Below are 19,795 nucleotides of genomic sequence, written 5' to 3'. Positions count from 1 at the left end.
TCCCGGGGCGGGTGCCGATCACGGCTCCCGCCCCGGGATCATTCATGCACCGGGACTTGGTACCCTGGGAGGTCGAACTGCTCGGCCTCCCTCGACGAAAGCTGCGAAACCTCGTGTTCAACTCCCTCTCCGATCGGCTGACGACGACCTTCAAGAACCTGCGCGGCAAGGGCAGGCTCTCCGAAGCCGACGTCGACGCCACGATCCGGGAAATCCGGCGTGCGCTGCTCGACGCCGACGTCGCGCTGCCGGTGGTGCGCACGTTCACCGGGAAGGTCCGCGAGCGGGCGCTGTCCTCGGAGGTGTCGCAGGCGCTCAACCCCGGCCAGCAGGTCGTCAAGATCGTCAACGACGAGCTCGTCGGGATCCTCGGCGGGCAGACCCGTCGCCTGCAGTTCGCCAAGCGCCCGCCGACCGTGATCATGCTCGCCGGACTCCAGGGCGCGGGCAAGACGACGCTCGCCGGCAAGCTCGCCCACTGGCTCAAGTCCGAGGGCCACCGGCCGATGCTCGTCGCCGCCGACCTCCAGCGGCCCAATGCCGTCAACCAGCTCCAGGTCGTCGGCGAGCGCGCCGGCGCCTTCACCTACGCACCCGAGCCCGGCAACGGCGTCGGCGATCCGGTCAAGGTCGCGACGGACGCGATGGACGTCGCCCGCTCGAAGCTCTACGACGTCGTCATCGTCGACACCGCCGGCCGCCTCGGCATCGACGAGGTGCTCATGCAGCAGGCCGCGGACATTCGCGCCGCCGTGAACCCCGACGAGGTGCTCTTCGTCATCGACGCGATGATCGGCCAGGACGCGGTCACCACCGCCGAGGCCTTCCTCGCCGGCGTCGACTTCACCGGCGTCGTGCTCTCCAAGCTCGACGGCGACTCCCGCGGCGGCGCCGCGCTGTCCGTCGCCCAGGTCACCGGCCGGCCGATCATGTTCGCCTCCACCGGTGAAGGGCTGCGGGACTTCGAGCAGTTCCACCCGGACCGGATGGCCGACCGCATCCTCGACATGGGCGACATCCTCACGCTCATCGAGCAGGCGGAGAAGACCTTCGACCAGAAGGAGACGGAGAAGCTCGCCAAGAAGGTCGAGTCCGGCGAGGACTTCGACCTCGACGACTTCCTCACCCAGATGGCCGCCATCAAGAAGATGGGGTCGCTGAAGAAGATGCTCGGCATGATGCCGGGCATGTCCCAGTACAAGGAGCAGCTCGAGGCGTTCGACGAGCGCGAGATCGACCGCGTCGAGGCGATCGTGCGCTCGATGACCCCGTACGAGCGGGCGAACCCGCGGATCCTCAACGGCTCGCGCCGCCAGCGCATCGCCAAGGGCTCCGGCACCACCGTGACCCAGGTCAATCAGCTCATGGAGCGGTTCGTGCAGGCGCAGAAGATGATGCGCCAGATGCGCAAGGGCGGCGGCGGCCGCGGCGGCCAGATGCCGGGCATGCCCCAGATGCCGGGGATGCCGCAGATGCCCGGCGGTGGTGGACCCGGCGGCGGCTCGCGGAACAAGAAGAAGGGCAAGAAGAAGCCCGCCGGCAAGTCGGGCAACCCGGCCAAGCGCGCCGAGCAGGCGCGTCTCGCCGAGCAGCGGAAGCAGGGTCAGGCGCCCGATCCCGCGGGCTCCGCGTTCGGCGGCATCGACCTCGGCGGCGACGAGGAGCTCGACCTCAGCAAGCTGCCCAAGGGCTTCGGCGGTATGTTCGGCTCAGGTGGCAGCAAGTAGCACTTTCTGGCACAATGTTCCCTTGTACTCGACCGGCCGGGGACCCTCTCAACCTCGGGCCGGTTCAGTCCACGCGATCATGCCCGCACCGTCCTGCCCCACGGACCCGCGAGCGGACCGCGACACCTATCTTCCAAAGGAGACACCACTACAGTGGCAGTCAAGATTCGCCTCACCCGCCTGGGCAAGGTCCATGCACCCTTCTACCGCGTCGTCGTCGCCGACTCGCGGACCCGCCGCGATGGCAAGACCATCGAGGACATCGGCAAGTACCACCCGCTCGAGGAGCCCTCGCTCGTCGAAATCGACTCCGAGCGCGCGCTCTACTGGCTGTCCGTCGGCGCCCAGCCGACCGACCAGGTCCGCGCCCTGCTCAAGCTCACCGGCGACTGGCAGAAGTTCACCGGTGAGGGCGAGGCCGTCAGCACCGTGAAGCCGCAGCAGGAGAAGGCGGCCTTCGAGGCCCCGGCCACCGGCTCGGTCATCAAGGAGGCGACGACGCCCAAGGGCGGCGACAAGGCCGAGGAGCCCGCAGCCGAGGCCCCCGCCGAGGAGCCCACGGCCGCTGAGTCGACCGACGAGGAGAAGGCGGAAGCCTGATCATGCTCGCCAACGCTCTCGAACACCTGGTCCGCGGCATCGTCGACAACCCCGAGGACGTCTCGGTGCGCAGTCGCAGCGGACACCGCGGCACCTCGCTCGAGGTGCGCGTGCACCCCGACGACCTCGGTCGGGTGATCGGCCGGTCCGGTCGCACCGCGAAGGCGCTGCGGACCGTGATCGGAGCACTCGCCGGGCGCGAGAGCGTCCGCGTCGACCTCGTCGAGGCCTGACGCCCGCCGCGCACCCGGCCCCCCGCGACATTGCGATTTCCCAAGGTTTCTGTGAACAGAACCTTGGGATTTCGCATTCTCGGCACAGTTCCGCCGGATCCCGCGCGCCCGCCCCGGCGGGATCCGGTACCCGCGCACCGCCGCGCGGACCTGCGAGCAGTCCCTCGAGCAGTCCCTCGAACCAGGAGTGAAGCGTGAGCACAGTCGTCGCCCGTCTGGGCAAGCCGCACGGCATCCGCGGTGAGTTCACCGTGGAGGTCCGCACCGACGCCCCCGAGGAGCGCTTCGTCCCCGGTGCAGTGTTCTCCACCGAGCCCGATATCGGCGCGCTCACGCTGTCCCGCGCGCGCTGGCACCGCGACCGGCTCCTGCTGACCTTCGAGGAGATCGCCGACCGCACCCGTGCCGAAGAGGTCCGCAACACCCTGATCTCCGTCGCGGAGACCCTCGAGGACGACGACGCCTGGTACATCGACGACCTCGTGGGCGCTCAGGCGTTCGTCGGGGACGTCCGGATCGGCACCGTCTCCGCAGTCACCCCGGGCGCGGCCCAGGACCTCCTCCACATCACGCTGGCCTCCGGCGCTGAGGTGCTCGTCCCCTTCGTCGAACAGATCGTGCCCGAGGTCGACCTCGAGGCCGGTCGCATCGTCCTCGACCCGCCGCCCGGACTCATCGAGGACGCCTGATGCGCCTCGACGTCGTCTCGATCTTCCCCGAGTATCTCGCGCCGCTGCGGCTCTCGCTCATCGGCCGGGCGGTGGAGAAGGGGCGCATCGACCTCGGTGTCCACGACCTGCGCGACTGGACCCACGATCGGCACCGCACCGTCGACGACACCCCGTACGGCGGGGGAGCGGGCATGGTGATGAAGCCCGAGCCCTGGGCCGAGGCGCTCACCGCGCTCCTCGCCGAACCGGCCGCAGCCGGTACCGATGCGACCGGTGCCGAACCGGCCGCACCTGCCGAGCGCCCGGTGCTCATCGTCCCGAGCCCCGCCGGCACCCCCTTCACCCAGGCCGCGGCCGCCGAGCTCGCCGGCCGGGAGCACCTCGTGTTCGCGTGCGGCCGCTACGAGGGCATCGACCAGCGCGTCGTCGACTGGGCCCGTGACCGCGCCGAGGTCCGCCTGTACTCGATCGGCGATTACGTGCTCAACGGCGGCGAGGTCGCAGCTCTCGTCATGACCGAGGCGATCGCCCGCCTCATCCCCGGCATCATCGGGAACCCGGAGTCGCTCACGGAGGAGTCCCACGAGGACGGCCTCCTCGAGTACCCCGTCTACACGAAGCCCGCCGACTGGCGCGGGCACCCGGTGCCGGAGATCCTGCTCAGCGGCAACCACGCCGCGATCGCACGCTGGCGGCGGGACGAGCGCCTGCGCCGCACCGCCGCCGTCCGCCCCGACCTCCTTGCCGGGCTCGACCCGGACACCCTCGACGCCCTCGACTGGGCGGTGCTCGCCGAGGCCACCGATCCCGCGGCACCCGCGCACGACCCCGGGTGACCGCCTCGATCCCCGGATTGGCGCCTCGGCCCCGGTCCGACTAGACTAAACTCTTGCGTTTGCTGGCACCGTCCTGCCTCGGGGGGAGCGATGCCGCCAGGAGCGTCCGCGCCGCCGTGACACGGCAGCCGCGCTCCGGCAGACGACCTCATCTCATCCGGCCACCAGCCGGTCCGAGCAATGTCGTGCCGACCCGGGGCGCGCACACAGGAGAATGACGAATCATGCAGAAGCTTGATGCACTCAACGCCCAGTCGTTGAAGCCCGACGTCCCGGAGTTCCGCGCCGGCGACACCCTCAACGTCCACGTCCGCGTGGTCGAGGGCAACCGCACCCGTACCCAGGTCTTCAAGGGCATCGTCATCCGTCGCCACGGCGGCGGCATCGGCGAGACCTTCACCGTCCGCAAGATCAGCTTCGGCGTCGGCGTGGAGCGCACCTTCCCGGTGCACTCCCCGATCATCGAGAAGATCGAGGTCCTCACCCGCGGCGACGTCCGCCGGGCGAAGCTCTACTACCTCCGCAAGCTCCGCGGCAAGGCCGCTCGCATCCGCGAGAAGCGCTGAGCGCAGCCACGTTCCGGACGCCCGCAGGGCACCGGGCCGCCGAGGTGATCGGCGTGCGGCGATGACCGAACAGTCGAGGACAGGCGCGGCCCCGGAAGGGCCGCGCCTTCTTCGTGCCCGCAGGGCGCTGCGCGCCCTCGGCATCGTCCTCGTGTGCGCGCTGCTCGCCGCCGGACTCATCCGCGCCGTCGGCGTCCAGAGCTTCGGCATCCCCTCGGCGTCGATGGAGCCCACCCTGCCCGTCGGCGGGACCGTGACCGTGTGGCGCCCGGACGCGCTGGCCGACTCCGTCGACCGCGGCGACGTCGTCGTGTTCGACGGTCGCGGGTCCTTCATCGCGAGCGCCCCGCCGAGCGGCGCCGAGCAGCTCGGCTCCTGGTTCGGGGTCGGCCCGCGGGACGTCTACTACGTCAAGCGGATCCTCGCCGTCGGCGGCGACACCCTCGAGTGCTGCGACGCCGAAGGCCGCCTGCTCCTCAACGGGGAGCCGCTCGAGGAGCCGTACGTGCCTCACGGGATGCGCGCCTCGGACACCGACTTCGCCATCGAGGTGCCGGCCGGGCGGGTGTGGATGATGGGGGACAACCGCGCGGACTCGACCGACTCCCGCGCGCTGCTCGGCGGCCCCGGCGGCGGGATGATCCCCGTCGACCGGATCCTCGGCACGGTGATCGGCCACGGTTCCGCGGTCGATTCCGTGATCGGCTGAGGATCGTGTCCGGCCCGGTGCCGCCGTCGGCTCGGAGCCCCGAACGGGTTCAGTCGGCGGCTGGGAATCACGGCCGGGGCCGGGGGATAGACTGCCAGGCGTGACCCAGGACAGTGCACCGCCCCGCCGACCGAGTCGGATCCCGGCCCTCCTCAAGGAGGCCGCGATCATCATCATCGTGGCGCTCGTCATCTCCACCGTCGTGCGGACCTGGGTCATGCGCTCCTTCTACATCCCCTCGGCCTCGATGGAGGACACCCTTCAGGTCGACGACCGGATCCTCGTCAACCAGTTGCCCTGGCCCGGCGTCGACCGCGGCACGATCATCGTCTTCGACGATCCCGGCGGCTGGCTCGACACCTCGGTGACCCAGCAGTACACGCCCAACCCCGTCCTCGAGTTCCTCGGCCTCGTACCGGCCGACGCCGGCACCCAGCTCATCAAGCGGGTCATCGGGGTCGGCGGCGACACCGTGGAGTGCTGCGACGACCAGGGCCGGCTCATGGTCAACGGCGAACCGATCGACGAACCGTACCTCGCCGAGGGCGCCACACCCTCCGACATCCCGTTCGAGGTCACCGTGCCGGACGGCCACTACTGGGTGATGGGCGACAACCGCTCGAACTCACTCGATTCCCGCTTCAACACCGATTCCGCCGGTGGACCGTTCGTGCCCGAGGACGCCGTGGTCGGCACGGTGTTCTTCATCAACTGGCCGGCCGACCGGATCCGCCCGATGGGCACCCCGGACGAGGTGTTCGCCGGGGTCCCCGCCCCGTGACCGCCGGCACCGGGCGCGCCACGGCACCGGCCCGCCGGGCGGCGCGGAAGCCGTTCGCCGGGCTCACCGACCTCAGCCTCGAGCGCGAGCTGCTCGCCTCCGGGATGCGCACGCTCATCGGGATGGACGAGGTGGGGCGCGGCTGCCTCGCCGGTCCGGTCGGAGTGGGCGCCGTGCACTTCGACCTCGCCGCCCTCACCGCTGCCGAGGTGCCCGCCGGCATCCACGACTCCAAGCAGCTCTCCATCCCGGCCCGTGCTCGGATCGCCGAGGTGGTCGCCGCCTGGCAGCCGCACCGCGCCGTGGCGTACGCGAGCCCGGCGGAGATCGACGCGCTGGGTCTGAGCTCGGCGCTGTGCCTTGCCGGCCGGCGGGCGCTCGCCGGGCTGCCGGGTGCCGACCTCGTGCTCCTCGACGGGTCCTTCGACTGGCTCTCCCTGCCGCTGACCTTCGACGCGCTCGAGCACTACGGGGATGCGGCCGAGGTCGTCGTGCCGCCGGTGCGCACGGTGGTCAAGGGGGACGGGACGCACGTGACGATCGCGGCGGCGAGCGTGCTCGCGAAGGTCGGCCGCGACGGGCTCATGGCCGAGCTCGCCGAACAGTTCCCCGCCTACGGCTGGGAGCGCAACGCCGGCTACCCCGCTCCGGTGCACAGGGCCGCGATCGCCGAGCACGGAGCGACGGTGCACCACCGCCGGTCCTTCCGCCTGGGGTGAGGGCGGTCTGTTCTAGGATGGGCGCATGAGTGCCGAGGACCTGGAAGACTACGAAGCCGAACTGGAACTCCAGCTCTACCGGGAGTACCGGGACGTGGTGGGACTGTTCACCTACGTGGTGGAGACCGAGCGGCGCTTCTATCTGGCGAACTCCGTCGATCTCAAGGCGCACCACGATTCCGGGGATGTGTACTTCGAGCTCACCCTCCGCGACGCCTGGGTGTGGGACACCTACCGCACCGCCCGCTTCGTCAAGCAGGTGCACGTGCTGTCCTTCAAGGACGTCAACATCGAGGAGATCGCCAAGTCCGATCTCGAACCGCCGTCCTCCCTGCCGCGCTGAGCGGAGACGTGTGACCGCTGACCCGTGATCGCCTGCTCGTGACCACTGGCCGGAGGCCCGTGACCGCCGGACGATGATCGCGCGCCCCTGAGTGGAAGCCCCAGATCGCGGGGGCGCGCACTTCGGGTCACAGGCCCACCCCACCTCTGGTCCACAGATGCATCCGCGGACGCCCACGCATGCGGTCGCCGGCTGTGGAGACGTGCGCCGCCGTCCACAGGGGGAACCGAGCCGCTGACCCCGCCGCCCCAGCCTGGTTCGGTGGGCGCATGGACACGATGACATTGGGCCGCCGCGGCGAAGCGTGCGCGAAGGAATACCTCATCGAGCACGGCTGGGAGATCCTCGCGCTCAACTGGCGCTGCCGGCACGGGGAGATCGACATCGTCGCCCGGGAGGCGGACACCGTCGTCTTCGTCGAGGTCAAGACCCGCGCGAACGCCCGCGCCGGGCACCCGCTCGAGGCGATCACCTATCGCAAGCTCTCCACGCTGCGCGGGCTCGCCCTGCGCTGGCTCGCGGCGCAGGAGGAGTGGATCCCCGCGTTCCGCCTCGACGTCATCGGCATCCTGTGGAACAACGGGCTGCCGGACATCACCCACGTCAGGGCCGCACAATGAGCGCCCCGCCCCCGCCCGTCGATCTCGACACCGCACGATCCCGGAAGCGCGGCCGCAGTACCGCATCCGCGTCCCGGAGCTTCGGGCGCACCACGGCCGTCGCACTGCACGGCATCTCCGGGACCCCGGTGTCGATCGAGGCGAGCGTCAACGACGGCCTTCCGGGGATCGACATCGTCGGACTGCCGGACACCTCGGTGACCGAATCGCGCAAGCGGATCCGCGCCGCGATCTCCAACCTCGGCATCACCCTGACCTCCCGCCGGGTCACGGTCAACCTCTCGCCCGGCGGGGTGAAGAAGGTCGGCACCGCATTCGACCTCGGCATCGCCGTGGCGATCCTCGAGGCGGAGGGCAAGATCCCCGCCGACCGCGCCCGCGGCATCGTCCACATCGGCGAGCTCGGCCTCGACGGCCGGATCCACCCCGTACGTGGGGTGCTCCCGAGTGTGCTCGCCGGGCTGCGCGCCGGGGCCACCCGGTTCGTCGTCCCGGCGGCGAACGCGGAGGAGGCCGGCCTTGTCGACGGCGCCGAGGTCCGAGGGGCGGCGAACCTCGCCGACGCGGTGACCATGCTCGGCGGGGAGATCGACGACCCCGGTCTCCCGGCGATCGAACTGCCGGAGGCCGCCGCGCTGTCGCCGCCGGACGTCCACGACCTCGCGGAGGTGCAGGGCCAGGACGATGCCCGCTTCGCGCTCGAGGTCGCCGCCGCCGGCGGACACCATCTGCTCATGACCGGGACTCCCGGTGCCGGCAAGACCCTCCTCGCCGGTTGCCTGCCGGGTCTCCTGCCGCCGCTCGACGTCGACGAGGCGTGCGAGGTCGTGGCGCTGCGCTCGCTCGACGGCACCCTCGACCCGGCCGCGGGCCTCGACCGGACACCGCCCTTTGAAGCACCCCACCACCGGACGAGTGCCTCAGCGATGGTGGGCGGTTCCCGGCCCGGCAGCATCGGTGTGTTCTCCCGCGCCCACCGGGGAGTCCTCTTCATGGACGAGGCACCGGAGTTCCGCCGCGACGTGCTCGAAGCGCTGCGGCAGCCGCTCGAGAACGGGCGCTGCGACATCCACCGCGCCTGGGGCTCGGTGGTGCTGCCCTCGCGGTTCCAACTCGTGCTGGCCTCGAACCCCTGCCCGTGCGGAGCCGGGGTCGGGGGCTCCACCCGCTGCCGGTGCACCCCGCTCGACCGGCGCCGCTACCGGGGCCGGCTGTCCGGACCCCTGCTCGACCGGATCGACATCCAGCTCGAGATGCTCCCGCTCGTCGCCGCCGACCTCCACGCCACGTCCCCGCGCGAGGACACCGCGACGGTCGCCGCACGGGTGGCCCGCGCCCGTGAGCTCCAGGCGCACCGCTACGCCGGACTGCCGTGGTCGCTCAACGCCCAGGCGCCGGGCGCGTGGCTGCGGGAGACCTTCGACTTCCGGCGCACGGAGACCGCGCCGCTCGACACCGCGCTCGAACGCGGCGGGATCACCATGCGCGGCTACGACCGGGTGGTGCGCATCGCGACGACACTGGCCGACCTCGCCGGCCGCACCCGCCCACAGGGCGACGACCTGCTCTCCGCTCTCGTCCTGCGCATCCGGGAGACATCGTGAGCATCGAGCCGGCCCCAGTCGAGCACACGGACACCGCGGATCCCGTCGCAGTGGCCGACATCCTGCGGATCTCCGAACCGGGGGACCGGCTGCTCCGTGCGGCCGTGCTCCATACCGGGGCGGAAGCGCTGCGCGGCCTCCTCGACGGCCCTCGGACGGAGCTCCACCGCACGCTGCGCGAGGCCGCGGTCAAAGCCGGGCTCACGGCACGGGACGACGACGTGGGCAAAGCCATCGACCGGTGGATGCTCCGGGTGCCCGACCTCGATGGCGCTCGCGATCTGCGGATCATGCGCAGGCTCGACGCCCGCCTCGTCCAGGCCGGCGACCCCGAGTGGCCGGCCGGGCTCCGGGAGCTCGGGCTCGACGAGCCGGTGGGCCTGTGGGTACGCGGGAGCGGTGACCTGGCCGCGCTGTGCGGGGCATCGATCGCACTCGTCGGATCGCGCGCCGCGGATTCCTACGGCCTCCACCTCGCCCGGTCCATCGGCTACGACCTCGTCGCGGCCGGGCACAGCGTGATCTCCGGCGGCGCCTACGGCATCGACGCCGCCGCGCACGACGGCGCACTCCGCGCGATCGACGGCCCCGGTGCCGCCACAGTCGCGTTCATGGCTGGGGGAGTGGATCGCTACTATCCCCGCGGCAACGCCGAACTCCTGGGCGCGGTCGCACGGGCGGGCGCTGTGGTCTCCGAGGCCGCGCCCGGCAGCACCGCGATGCGCCACCGCTTCCTCATGCGCAATCGCCTCATCGCCGCGACCGCGGCCGCCACCGTCGTCGTGCAGGCGGGCTGGCGCTCCGGTGCGCTCAACACCGCGAATCGGGCCGCCGAGCTGTTGCGGCCGGTCGGTGCGGTGCCGGGTCCGGTCACCGCGCACGATTCCGCCGGCTGCCACCGATTGATCCGAGAGGGAGCCGCGGTGCTCGTCACCTCGTCGGAGGAGGTACGCGAACTCGTCGAGCCGTTGAGCAGCGCTGCGAATCCGGCCGTTGCTGCGGCACCGGACGATCGGGGCGGGCGAGGCGCGGCCTCCCCGGAGCAGGGGCGGCTGCAGATCACCGATGCGCTCAGCGAGGAGCAGGCTCGGGTGTACAGCGCGCTGCCCCAGCGCAGGGGCGCGGAGGCCGCGGCGCTCGCCGCCCGCACCGGCCTCGACACGGCAACGGCGATGGCCGCGCTCGCCGCGCTCGAGCTCACCGGCCTCGCCGAGCGCCGCGACCACGGGTGGGTGAAGCTGCGGCACCCGTGATCCACCCCGCCACACCCGTGACCCGGGCTTCAGCACGCAGACCCCTGGCGCTCACCCGGACATCAGCGCAACGGACCCGGACCCAGAGGAGTCGCACAGCGCTCGGGCGTCGCACGGAGCTCCGGAGTCGGGTGCTCGGCTCCCGGGAGCTGTGTCCGTGGTGCTCTACAGTGAAAGCATGTCGGCTTCCCACCCGCACGCCCCTCCGTTGACAGCGGACCAGCTGCCGCCGGAGTACGCGGATGCGCTCGAGGCGTTCGTCGAGGACCTCCGCATCCAGCGCAACGCCTCCGTGCACACGGTGCGCAACTACTCCGCCGACGTGCGCTCCCTCATGACCTTCCTCACCGAGGCCGACGGTCACGCACTGGCACCCACCGACATCGACCTCGGGAACCTCCGCCTGTGGCTCATGGACCAGTCGCGTCGCGGCGCGGCACCGGGGACCATTGCCCGGCGGATCGCCGCCATCCGCTCGTTCTGCGCGTTCTGCACCCGCACCGGGCGCATGGAGCGCAACCCGGCGGCCCGCCTGGCCAGCCCCCGCAAGGGATCCCGGCTGCCGGCCGTGCTCCAGCAGTCGCAGACCGCCGCCGTCATGGATCGCGCGGCCCGAGCCGGCGCCGACACCGATCCCACCCGCACCGAGCCCGACCCAGCCGACGCCACCACCCCGCCCTCGCCTCGGGACCGCGTGATCGCTCTCCGCGACGCGGCGATCCTCGAGGTCCTCTACGCCACCGGGGTGCGGGTGTCCGAGCTCGTCGCGATGGACGTCTCCGACCTCGACCCGGAGCGCCGGCTCATCACCGTGCTCGGCAAGGGGGACAAGGAGCGCCGCGTGCCCTACGGCCTGCCGGCGGCGCAGGCTCTCGAGGCCTGGATCGCCAGCGGGCGGCCCGAACTCTCTGCCCCCGCCCCCGCCTCCGCCTCTAAAGGCTCGGCTGATCGCCGCAGCCAGGCCCTTTTCCTCGGGGTCCGTGGCGGGCGGATCAACGTGCGCCAAGTGCGCGAGATCGTCCACCGGGCGACCGCCGCCGTCGACGGGGTCGCCGAGCTCTCCCCGCACGGCCTGCGCCATTCCGCCGCGACGCACATGGTGGAGAACGGTGCCGACCTCCGCCAGGTGCAGGAGTACCTCGGTCACTCGACCCTGAGCTCGACCCAGATCTACACCCACGTCTCCCTCGGCCGGCTCTCCGAGAGCTACTACCGGGCACACCCCCGCGCCTGACGCGCCCGGCACCCCACGCGCTCGCCGAGCTGGGCCGAGCCATCGATCCCGCTCAGCCGCGACCGAGGAACCCGCACCCGCTCACCCGGCCCGGAACTCCCAGTGCCAGGCCTCGGGCAGCGAACCGCCGCTGCGGGCCCACGCCGGGTGGATCCACCCGAACCGAGGACCGTTCGACCGCATCCACTCGTGCTGCACCGTGCCGAAGGAGTTGATGCCGCCGCCGAGGTCCACGGCGAGCCCCCAGCCGTGGTTCGACCTCCCGGGAGTCGCAGCCATCCGGCCCTTGCGGTGCTTGAGGACGACCTGCGTCTCGTAATCCCGGTAGGAATCCGTCACAGAGATCCCGCGACCGAACTCCTCACGGTAGGCCGCATCGAGCGCATCGAAGGCCTTCGCCGCATCGCAGCGCAGCCGGTGACCGGGAGCGGAGGCGAGCGGACACATCGCGACCGCCGGGATCCGGCCGTTCTCGTGACCGCCCCACTGGCCGGCCCCGCTCGCCCCGTCGTCACCGGCCGGCACCGCGGGGAGCTCGGAGGGGGCTTCGGCCTCGGGCAGGAGGACCGTCGAATCCGCGGCGAAGAACGACGCCGGATTGAGGTAGTCCTTCTCCGCATCCGCCCGCCACACGCCCACGTGGACGCAGCCGGTCTCGCAGTGCGCAGGCTCCGCCACCGTGCCCACCGGCTGACCGGCGAACACCTCGTCCCCGGCCGAGAGCTCCGAGCCCACGGGCTCGAAGGACACGACGTACCCCGCGACCTCGAGGCTGAGCACCTGCCGGCCCGCGACCGTCCCGGCGAACCGCACGGTGCCGGCGGCCGGCGCCCGGATCGTCTCGCCGGGCAGCGCACCGACATCGATCCCGCGGTGCCCGGACTCCCAGTTCTGCGCCGGCTTGTCGAACGGCCGGGTGACGGTGAAACCGGGCACCGGGGTGAACCAGTCCGCAGGCCGGTCCGCCGCCCGGGCGTCGAGGGGGAGCGCGGTGACGAGCAGCAGCGCGACGAGCGCCGCGCCCAGCGAGCGGAGGGCACGGTTCCGGTGGAGCATGCGAGCCGGGCGCACGATGCCGGCCGGGCGAAGAATGCGAGCGGGGTCGAGGGGCGGGGAGACGAGCGGATCGGCCATGGCCCCACCCTCGGCGCCCACTGCGGCTCCCGCCAGAGCGCCGCCACACCTGTGGACGAGACGGCGTCCGTCCCCAACGGGCACCCGCACCCGACGGAGCACCGTCCACAGCCGCCTCCCGCAGCACCCGCCCCAGACCCCCCACCCGCGGGTTTGGCGCCTTTCGCCGCCCGACGTAGAATGGCGCCAGCGGGAGTGTGACCACTTCCGACTACGCGTATCCGATGAACCGACGAGTGCCACCGGTGCGAATCCACAGCCGCGAGCAGCGCAGAAGCGCTCGCGCGGTGCCGTGCGATTCGTGGGCACTCGGCCGCGGGTACCAGGAATCAACCGAATCGTCGCAGCCGGCAGTGCCGCGCGCTGGGAACAGCGTCGGACACCGCCGGGGGACCGCGACCTGAAGCGTGCCGGCCCGATGGCCTGCACCATGAAAGGAGGGCGTCGGCATGGCCGTCGTCACCATTCGCCAGCTGCTCGACAGCGGCGTCCACTTCGGACACCAGACCCGCCGTTGGAACCCGAAGATGAAGCGCTTCATCTTCACCGAGCGCAACGGCATCTACATCATCGACCTCCAGCAGACCCTGGGCTACATCGACTCGGCCTTCGAGTTCGTCAAGGAGACCGTGGCCCACGGCGGCTCGATCCTCTTCGTCGGCACCAAGAAGCAGGCGCAGGAGGCCATCCAGGAGCAGTCCAAGCGCGTCGGACAGCCCTTCGTCAACCAGCGCTGGCTGGGCGGCATGCTCACGAACTTCCAGACGATCTCCGGGCGGCTGCGTCGCCTCAAGGAGCTCGAGGAGATCGACTTCGACGATGTCGCCGGCTCCGGCCACACGAAGAAGGAGCTCCTCATCCTCCGTCGTGAGAAGGACAAGCTCGAGCGCACCCTCGGCGGTATCCGCGACATGTCGCGCACCCCGTCCGCCGTGTGGATCGTCGACACCAAGAAGGAGCACCTCGCCGTCGACGAGGCGAAGAAGCTCGGGATCCCGATCATCGGCATCCTCGACACCAACTGCGACCCCGACGAGGTCGACTTCCCGATCCCGGGCAACGACGACTCGATCCGCTCGGTCGGACTCCTCACCCGCGTCATCGCCGATGCCGTGGCCGAGGGCCTGATCAAGCGCCACTCGTCCGGCGACGAGGGCGGCGAGAAGAACGTCTCCGCCGTCGAGGTCGAGCCGATGCCGGAGTGGGAGCGCGAGCTCCTGGAGGGCAAGGGCACCGACGAGGCCGCAGCCGAGGCACCCGCCGCCTCGACCACCGAGGCCTGATCCGTACCCCTCCCGGCCCGCACCACCGTGCGGGCCGGGACACCACACGTCGCGTGACGTAAAGGAGATCCCATGGCAAACTACACCGCTGCTGACATCAAGGCGCTGCGTGAGAAGACCGGCGCCGGCATGATGGACGTCAAGAAGGCTCTCGAGGAGGCACAGGGCGACCAGGCCAAGGCCATCGAGATCCTGCGCGTCAAGGGCCTCAAGGGCGCCACCAAGCGCGAGGGCCGCTCGACCTCCGACGGACTCGTCGCCACCCGCGTCGAGGACGGCGTCGGCACCATGATCGAGTTCAACTCGGAGACCGACTTCGTCGCCAAGTCCGACAAGTTCGTCCAGCTCGCCGACGAGGTCCTCGACCTCGCGGTGAAGAACGGCGCCGAGTCCGCCGAGGCGCTGCTCGCCGCCGAGGTCGACGGCAAGTCCGTCGAGCAGTTCATCACCGAGGGCGGAGCCGCGCTCGGCGAGAAGGTGGCCCTGCGCCGCGTCGGCCGCATCACCGGCGCGCACGTCGAGTCCTACCTCCACCGCACGAACAAGGACCTGCCCCCGCAGGTCGGCGTGCTCCTCGCCTACGAGGGCGACAACGCCGAGGTCGCGCACGACGTCGCCGTGCACATCGCCGCGATGTCGCCGAAGTACTTCTCCCGCGAGGACGTCCCGGCGGAGCTCGTGGAGAAGGAGCGCGAGATCGCGCTCGAGACCGCGAAGAACGAGGGCAAGCCCGAGCAGGCGCTGCCGAAGATCGTCGAGGGTCGCGTGGGCGGCTTCTTCAAGGAGAACTGCCTCCTCGACCAGGGCTTCGCCAAGGAGCCCAAGAAGTCGGTGGCCTCGGTGCTCGAGGAGGCCGGCGTCGCGGCGACCGGTTTCCTGCGCTTCCGCGTGGGCAGCTGACGCACCGCACCACCGAAACACCGCACCACCGCGGACCGTCGCAGCACACGCTGAGCGCCGATCCGCCGCCGCAGGGCGGGGCCTCGTGCCCCGCCCTGCGCGCGTCTGCGGGTGCCCCGGTTGCCGCCCGTTGCGAACCGGTGGGTAGCGCTAGACTGGTCCACGGCTCCCATGCCCACCCGCGCGCCGGCACCCCGGCGGGCGGCAGACGTTCCGCTCAGCAGGAAGGCAGCCATGTCGGACTCCCACGTGCACACCTCGTCCCGCCAGGACAACCCCACCCGGACCCACCGCCGGCGGGTGCTCCTCAAGCTCTCCGGCGAGGTGTTCGGCGGCGGTGAGGTGGGCGTCAACCCCGACGTGGTGTCGGCCGTGGCGCGGGAGATCGCCGGAGCCGTACCCGAGGTCGAGGTGAGCATCGTCGTCGGCGGCGGCAACTTCTTCCGCGGCGCGGAGCTCTCGCAGCGCGGCATGGACCGCACCCGCGCCGACTACATGGGCATGCTCGGCACCATGATGAACTGCCTGGCGCTCCAGGACTTCCTCGAGCAGGCCGGGGTCGACACGCGCGTGCAGTCGGCGATCCCGATGACCCAGGTCGCGGAGACCTACATCCCGCGCCGCGCGATGCGCCACATGGAGAAGGACCGGGTCGTGATCTTCGGTGCCGGTGCCGGGCTGCCGTTCTTCTCCACCGACACGGTCGCCGCCCAGCGTGCGCTCGAGATCCGCGCCGACGCGGTGCTCATCGCCAAGAACGGCGTCGACGGCGTCTACACCGCCGACCCCAAGGTCGACCCGACGGCGGAGAAGATCGATCGCATCACCTACCAGGACGCGCTCACCCGCGGGCTCAAGGTCGTCGACGCGACCGCGTTCTCCCTGTGCATGGACAACAGGCTCCCGATGGTGGTGTTCGGCATGGAGGGCGACCACAACCTGCGCCGCGCGATCGCCGGTGAGCGGATCGGCACGATCGTCACCGGCGACTGAGCGTCCCCGGCCCCTCGCCGCCCGCACGCGCACCCGACCCGGCCCGCACCTCGGCCCGGCGCTGTGCGCCGTGTCCGTGCGGCGCGCCTAGAATGGCACTACGAGACCAGCACCATCCCCCGACCCACCGAAAGGGCACGCAGTGATCAAGGAAACCCTGACCGAAGCCCGGCAGAAGATGGACAAGGCCATCGAGGTCACCAAGGACGACTTCGGCAATGTGCGCACCGGCCGGGCGAACCCCGCGCTGTTCGCGAGCATCCTCGTCGACTACTACGGTTCCCCGACGCCTCTCCAGCAGCTCGCCTCCTTCCAGGTGCCCGAGGCGCGCACCCTGCTCATCACCCCTTACGACCGCGGGGCGCTCGGTGATATCGAGACCGCGCTGCGCAAGTCGGACATCGGCGCGAACCCGGCCAACGACGGCAACATCATCCGCGTCGTCCTCCCGGAGCTCACCGAGGAGCGCCGGCGCGAGTACGTCAAGGTCGTCAAGGGCGATGCGGAGGACGGCAAGGTGTCCATCCGCAACATCCGCCGCAAGGCGAAGGAGACCCTGGAGAAGATCCAGAAGGACGGCGAGGCGGGCGAGGACGAGGTGCGCAGCGCCATCCAGGAGCTCGAGGACCTGACGAAGAAGAAGGTCGAGGAGATCGACTCGCTCCTCGCCGCCAAGGAGGCCGAGCTCCTCGAGGTCTGATCGTCCGGTGAGACGCACGACCAGGGCGGAGCGCCCGTCATGACCGAGGACCAGCAGGGCACCGGGGGCCAGCAGGGCCGAGCACCGGCAGGGGAGGCATCCCCTGCCGGTTCCGGCACGCCCGCCGCGGGTGCCGCTCCCGCCGCGAGCCCGGACCCGGCGCCGTTCCCACGGCGCCGCGACCTGCGCCTCGGCCGCGCGGCGCCCCCCGCACCGACCGGGCCCACGCCGACCGCCGAGGAGGCGCCCGGAAGCACCGCCCACCCCGTTCCGGGGGTGCAGACCGTTCCCGAGGCGCCCGCCGCCGGGGCCTCGGCTCGCACCGACTCGCCGCGTCGGCAGGCCGCGGAGCGCCGCCGGGTGGAGGCCGAGGCCGAGCGCGTGTCCGGCCCGATCCCGATCGTCACCCCCGCGATGGTCGGGGCAGGCGCCGCCGCGCGCGGGGAGACCGCCTCGGGAGCGGCCGCGGTGCCTGCCGTTCGCACCGGGTCCACGGCCCACCCGCCCGGCGCCGATTCATCGGATGCAGCGTCCACCGGCCCCGGGTCCACCGATCCGGATCCTGGCGCACCGGCCGCCGACCTCCCCGAATCCGCCTACGGGCACGGCTTCGTCACCCCCATCGCCGCGCCCGAGGCACCGCCGGCCGGCAAGGACTACGGCCGGGCCGGGCGCAACCTGCCGGCCGCGATCGGCGTCGGCGTGCTGCTCGGCGGCGGTGTGTTCGCCTCCCTGCTGTTCTACCCGCCCTCCTTCCTCATCATCGCCCTCGCCGGCATCCTCGCCGCGATGTGGGAGCTCGCCAACGCGCTCTCCCGCTCGGGCTCCGTGGTGGCACGGGTGCCCACGATCACCGCTGCCAGCTGCATGCTGCTCGCGACCTACCTCGGAGGCCGGGAGGCGCTCTGGGTGACCTTCACCGTGGGCGCCGGCGCGATCCTCCTCTTCACCCTGTTCGAACGTCGCCCCAACCCGGTCAAGGACGTGTGCCTCAGCCTCTTCGCGCTGACCTACGTCGGGCTCATGGCGGCGTTCGTCGTCCACATGCTCACCTTCGAGCAGGGCAATCTCCTCGTCATCTGCTTCCTCTCCCTCGTCGTCGCCTCCGACGTCGGGGGGTATGCCTTCGGCGTGCTCTGGGGCAAGCACCCGATCGCCCCGCGGATCTCGCCCAAGAAGTCGTGGGAGGGCTATGCGGGCTCGGCGATCATCGCGACGGCCGTCGGCATGTGCATGGCCGGGTTCGTGTTCGATGCCCCGCTGTGGACCGGCGCGGTGCTCGGCTTCGTCATCCCCGCCTTCGCCACCCTCGGCGACTTCTCCGAGTCGATGATCAAGCGCGACCTCGACCTCAAGGACATGGGCACCCTGCTGCCCGGCCACGGCGGCGTCATGGACCGGCTCGACTCGATCCTGCCCACCGCGCCCATCGCGCTCATCCTGTTCAGCTTCCTGCCCGGCTACATCACCTGAAAAGAGCACCGTTCGTGTCCCTCATCGATTCGCTGTCCCGCGCCGTCCCGGACGACATCATCATCACCGACCCCGATGTCATGGACCGGTACCTCCACGACGACGCCGAATGGGCGCCCTACGAGCAGGCGGTCGCCGTGATCCGCCCGCGGGACACCGCACAGGTCGCCGCAGCGGTGAACTGGTGCATCGAGAACCGGGTGGCCGTGGTGCCGCGCGGCTCGGGCACCGGCCTGTCCGGGGGAGCGAACGCGCTCGCCGGCTGCCTGGTGATCTCGCTCGACGCGATGGACCGGGTGCTCGCGGTCGACCCGGTCGAGCGCACCGCGCGGGTGCAGCCCGGCGTCATCAACAACGACCTGCGCGCCCGGGTCGCGGAGGACGGCCTGTGGTATCCGCCGGACCCGGCCTCGGCCCCGTGGTCGTCGATCGGCGGCAACGTCGCGACGAACGCCGGCGGCCTGTGCTGTGTGAAGTACGGGGTGACGAGCGAGTACGTGCTCAGCCTCGAGGTCGTCACCGGCACCGGGAAGATCGTGCGGGTGGGCAAGCGGACCGCCAAGGACGTCGCCGGCTACGACCTGCGCGCGCTCCTCGCCGGCTCCGAGGGCACGCTCGGCATCATCACCGAGGTCACCGTCAGGCTCCTCCCGCTGCCGCCGGCGGCCACTGCGATCGTCGGCTACTTCGACAGCCTCGTCGAAGCCGGGCAGGGCGTCGCCAATGTCACTGCCGCCGGTGTCATCCCGTCGGCCCTCGAACTTGTCGACTCCTACTGTCTCAAGGCCGTCGACGACTGGAAGAACATGGGGCTGTCCGCCGAGGCCGAGGTCATCCTCCTCGCATCGACCGACGTGCCGGGGGCGGCCGGGGAGGCCGAGGCCGCCGCGATCGTCGCCGCCTTCGAATCCGCCGGGGCGACCTTCGCCGCGGTGAGCGAGAACGCTGAGGAGGCCGAGGCGTTCTTCGCCGCCCGCCGTCTGGCCTACCCGGCGCTCGAACGGCTGGGCCCGGTGCTCACCGAGGACATCTGCGTGGCCCGCTCGAAGGTGCCCGAGGTGCTCCGCCGGATCCAAGGGATCGGGGAGGCCCACGACACCGTGCTCGCGCAGATCGCCCACGCCGGGGACGGCAACCTCCACCCGCTCCTCGTCACCCCGGCCGGGGACGAGGATGCCAAGCGGCGCGCGCAGGCGGCGTTCGAGGACATCATCGCGGTTGCCCTCGAGGCCGGCGGCACGGTGAGCGGCGAGCACGGGATCGGGCTTCTCAAGGCCGATGGGCTCGCCTCCCAGCTCTCCGCCGAGGTCATCGACATGCACGTCGCGGTCAAGCGGGCGCTCGACCCGCACGGCATCATGAATCCCGGTAAGGTGTTCGCCGTCCCGGGTGAGGAGTGAGGCTCGTGCGATACTG

21 protein-coding genes are annotated in these 19,795 nt (G+C 71.4%); 20 read left to right on the top strand and 1 reads right to left on the bottom strand.

The genetic code is table 11. From position 1 onward, the window contains the following. Positions 1 to 113 precede the first annotated feature (113 nt). The 14 genes from ffh (at position 114) to ABD883_RS13235 (ending at position 11,896) form a co-directional block, all read left to right on the top strand. Positions 114 to 1,727, top strand: coding sequence for a signal recognition particle protein (ffh, locus tag ABD883_RS13300; RefSeq protein WP_137320142.1), 1,614 nt, complete (start codon positions 114 to 116; stop codon positions 1,725 to 1,727). A gap of 153 nt (positions 1,728 to 1,880) precedes the next feature. Beyond that, positions 1,881 to 2,327 carry a 30S ribosomal protein S16 gene (gene rpsP / locus ABD883_RS13295; protein ID WP_345032720.1) on the top strand — a complete coding sequence of 149 codons (447 nt, stop codon included), beginning with the start codon at positions 1,881 to 1,883 and terminating at the stop codon, positions 2,325 to 2,327. 2 nt (positions 2,328 to 2,329) lie between these two features. Next, on the top strand, positions 2,330 to 2,560 hold the full coding sequence (locus ABD883_RS13290) for an RNA-binding protein (RefSeq protein ID WP_137320140.1): 231 nt from the start codon (positions 2,330 to 2,332) through the stop codon (positions 2,558 to 2,560). A gap of 194 nt (positions 2,561 to 2,754) precedes the next feature. Then, positions 2,755 to 3,249, top strand: coding sequence for a ribosome maturation factor RimM (rimM, locus tag ABD883_RS13285; RefSeq protein WP_137320139.1), 495 nt, complete (start codon positions 2,755 to 2,757; stop codon positions 3,247 to 3,249). Continuing rightward, on the top strand, positions 3,249 to 4,067 hold the full coding sequence (gene trmD, locus ABD883_RS13280) for a tRNA (guanosine(37)-N1)-methyltransferase TrmD (RefSeq protein ID WP_345032716.1): 819 nt from the start codon (positions 3,249 to 3,251) through the stop codon (positions 4,065 to 4,067). Before rimM ends, trmD begins: the two co-directional genes overlap by 1 nt. Positions 4,068 to 4,291: 224 nt before the next feature. Then, entirely contained in the window at positions 4,292 to 4,633 is a 342-nt protein-coding gene (rplS, locus tag ABD883_RS13275) for a 50S ribosomal protein L19 (RefSeq protein ID WP_137320137.1), read from the top strand. 61 nt (positions 4,634 to 4,694) lie between these two features. Then, on the top strand, positions 4,695 to 5,342 hold the full coding sequence (lepB, locus tag ABD883_RS13270) for a signal peptidase I (protein WP_345032712.1): 648 nt from the start codon (positions 4,695 to 4,697) through the stop codon (positions 5,340 to 5,342). A 100-nt stretch (positions 5,343 to 5,442) separates the two neighbouring features. After that, positions 5,443 to 6,123, top strand: a complete 681-nt coding sequence (gene lepB, locus ABD883_RS13265) for a signal peptidase I (protein WP_295689723.1) — start codon at positions 5,443 to 5,445, stop codon at positions 6,121 to 6,123. Beyond that, positions 6,120 to 6,842, top strand: coding sequence for a ribonuclease HII (locus tag ABD883_RS13260; protein ID WP_247423825.1), 723 nt, complete (start codon positions 6,120 to 6,122; stop codon positions 6,840 to 6,842). Before lepB (ABD883_RS13265) ends, ABD883_RS13260 begins: the two co-directional genes overlap by 4 nt. A 25-nt stretch (positions 6,843 to 6,867) precedes the next feature. After that, positions 6,868 to 7,185, top strand: a complete 318-nt coding sequence (locus ABD883_RS13255) for a DUF2469 domain-containing protein (protein ID WP_137320135.1) — start codon at positions 6,868 to 6,870, stop codon at positions 7,183 to 7,185. Between the two features lie 269 nt (positions 7,186 to 7,454). After that, entirely contained in the window at positions 7,455 to 7,805 is a 351-nt protein-coding gene (locus ABD883_RS13250) for a YraN family protein (RefSeq protein ID WP_137320134.1), read from the top strand. Next, the gene (locus ABD883_RS13245) at positions 7,802 to 9,409 is read left to right on the top strand and encodes a YifB family Mg chelatase-like AAA ATPase (protein WP_345032705.1); all 1,608 of its coding nucleotides are present in this window, start codon (positions 7,802 to 7,804) and stop codon (positions 9,407 to 9,409) included. Before ABD883_RS13250 ends, ABD883_RS13245 begins: the two co-directional genes overlap by 4 nt. Then, positions 9,406 to 10,662: a DNA-processing protein DprA gene (locus ABD883_RS13240; RefSeq protein ID WP_345032703.1), complete on the top strand. Its 1,257-nt coding sequence runs from the start codon at positions 9,406 to 9,408 to the stop codon at positions 10,660 to 10,662. Before ABD883_RS13245 ends, ABD883_RS13240 begins: the two co-directional genes overlap by 4 nt. Before the next feature lie 178 nt (positions 10,663 to 10,840). Further along, positions 10,841 to 11,896: a tyrosine recombinase XerC gene (locus ABD883_RS13235; protein WP_345032701.1), complete on the top strand. Its 1,056-nt coding sequence runs from the start codon at positions 10,841 to 10,843 to the stop codon at positions 11,894 to 11,896. Positions 11,897 to 11,977: 81 nt separating this feature from the next. Here the strand turns inward: ABD883_RS13235 and ABD883_RS13230 are convergent, their stop codons facing one another. Further along, positions 11,978 to 13,030, bottom strand: coding sequence for a D-alanyl-D-alanine carboxypeptidase family protein (locus tag ABD883_RS13230; RefSeq protein WP_345032699.1), 1,053 nt, complete (start codon positions 13,028 to 13,030; stop codon positions 11,978 to 11,980). Between the two features lie 449 nt (positions 13,031 to 13,479). Between ABD883_RS13230 and rpsB the strand changes: the two genes are divergently transcribed. The 6 genes from rpsB (at position 13,480) to ABD883_RS13200 (ending at position 19,779) form a co-directional block, all read left to right on the top strand. Further along, positions 13,480 to 14,313 (top strand): 30S ribosomal protein S2, encoded by an 834-nt coding sequence (gene rpsB, locus ABD883_RS13225; RefSeq protein WP_137320131.1) that lies wholly within the window; start codon positions 13,480 to 13,482, stop codon positions 14,311 to 14,313. A 72-nt stretch (positions 14,314 to 14,385) separates the two neighbouring features. After that, positions 14,386 to 15,213, top strand: coding sequence for a translation elongation factor Ts (gene tsf, locus ABD883_RS13220; RefSeq protein ID WP_137320130.1), 828 nt, complete (start codon positions 14,386 to 14,388; stop codon positions 15,211 to 15,213). 234 nt (positions 15,214 to 15,447) lie between these two features. Further along, complete coding sequence (pyrH, locus tag ABD883_RS13215) at positions 15,448 to 16,206, top strand: UMP kinase (RefSeq protein WP_137320129.1); 759 nt, start codon at positions 15,448 to 15,450, stop codon at positions 16,204 to 16,206. A gap of 142 nt (positions 16,207 to 16,348) precedes the next feature. Continuing rightward, positions 16,349 to 16,906, top strand: coding sequence for a ribosome recycling factor (gene frr, locus ABD883_RS13210; RefSeq protein WP_137320128.1), 558 nt, complete (start codon positions 16,349 to 16,351; stop codon positions 16,904 to 16,906). Between the two features lie 39 nt (positions 16,907 to 16,945). After that, entirely contained in the window at positions 16,946 to 18,379 is a 1,434-nt protein-coding gene (locus ABD883_RS13205; protein ID WP_345032692.1) for a phosphatidate cytidylyltransferase, read from the top strand. A 14-nt stretch (positions 18,380 to 18,393) separates the two neighbouring features. Further along, positions 18,394 to 19,779 (top strand): FAD-binding oxidoreductase, encoded by a 1,386-nt coding sequence (locus ABD883_RS13200; protein ID WP_345032690.1) that lies wholly within the window; start codon positions 18,394 to 18,396, stop codon positions 19,777 to 19,779. The last annotated feature ends 16 nt before the right edge of the window (positions 19,780 to 19,795 follow it).

Origin of the sequence: Brevibacterium pityocampae, assembly GCF_039541555.1 — a bacterium.
Lineage (GTDB): Bacteria > Actinomycetota > Actinomycetes > Actinomycetales > Brevibacteriaceae > Brevibacterium > Brevibacterium pityocampae.
This window is presented reverse-complemented; position numbering and strand designations above follow the sequence as displayed.

Coding starts and splice junctions, on each gene's coding strand:
- ABD883_RS13290 (WP_137320140.1), top strand. CDS start 2,330: ATGCTCGCCAACGCTCTCGAACACCTGGTCCGCGGCATCGTCGACAAC.
- trmD (WP_345032716.1), top strand. CDS start 3,249: ATGCGCCTCGACGTCGTCTCGATCTTCCCCGAGTATCTCGCGCCGCTG.
- rplS (WP_137320137.1), top strand. CDS start 4,292: ATGCAGAAGCTTGATGCACTCAACGCCCAGTCGTTGAAGCCCGACGTC.
- lepB (WP_345032712.1), top strand. CDS start 4,695: ATGACCGAACAGTCGAGGACAGGCGCGGCCCCGGAAGGGCCGCGCCTT.
- ABD883_RS13255 (WP_137320135.1), top strand. CDS start 6,868: ATGAGTGCCGAGGACCTGGAAGACTACGAAGCCGAACTGGAACTCCAG.
- ABD883_RS13250 (WP_137320134.1), top strand. CDS start 7,455: ATGGACACGATGACATTGGGCCGCCGCGGCGAAGCGTGCGCGAAGGAA.
- ABD883_RS13245 (WP_345032705.1), top strand. CDS start 7,802: ATGAGCGCCCCGCCCCCGCCCGTCGATCTCGACACCGCACGATCCCGG.
- ABD883_RS13235 (WP_345032701.1), top strand. CDS start 10,841: ATGTCGGCTTCCCACCCGCACGCCCCTCCGTTGACAGCGGACCAGCTG.
- ABD883_RS13230 (WP_345032699.1), bottom strand. CDS start 13,030: ATGGCCGATCCGCTCGTCTCCCCGCCCCTCGACCCCGCTCGCATTCTT.
- rpsB (WP_137320131.1), top strand. CDS start 13,480: ATGGCCGTCGTCACCATTCGCCAGCTGCTCGACAGCGGCGTCCACTTC.
- tsf (WP_137320130.1), top strand. CDS start 14,386: ATGGCAAACTACACCGCTGCTGACATCAAGGCGCTGCGTGAGAAGACC.
- pyrH (WP_137320129.1), top strand. CDS start 15,448: ATGTCGGACTCCCACGTGCACACCTCGTCCCGCCAGGACAACCCCACC.
- ABD883_RS13205 (WP_345032692.1), top strand. CDS start 16,946: ATGACCGAGGACCAGCAGGGCACCGGGGGCCAGCAGGGCCGAGCACCG.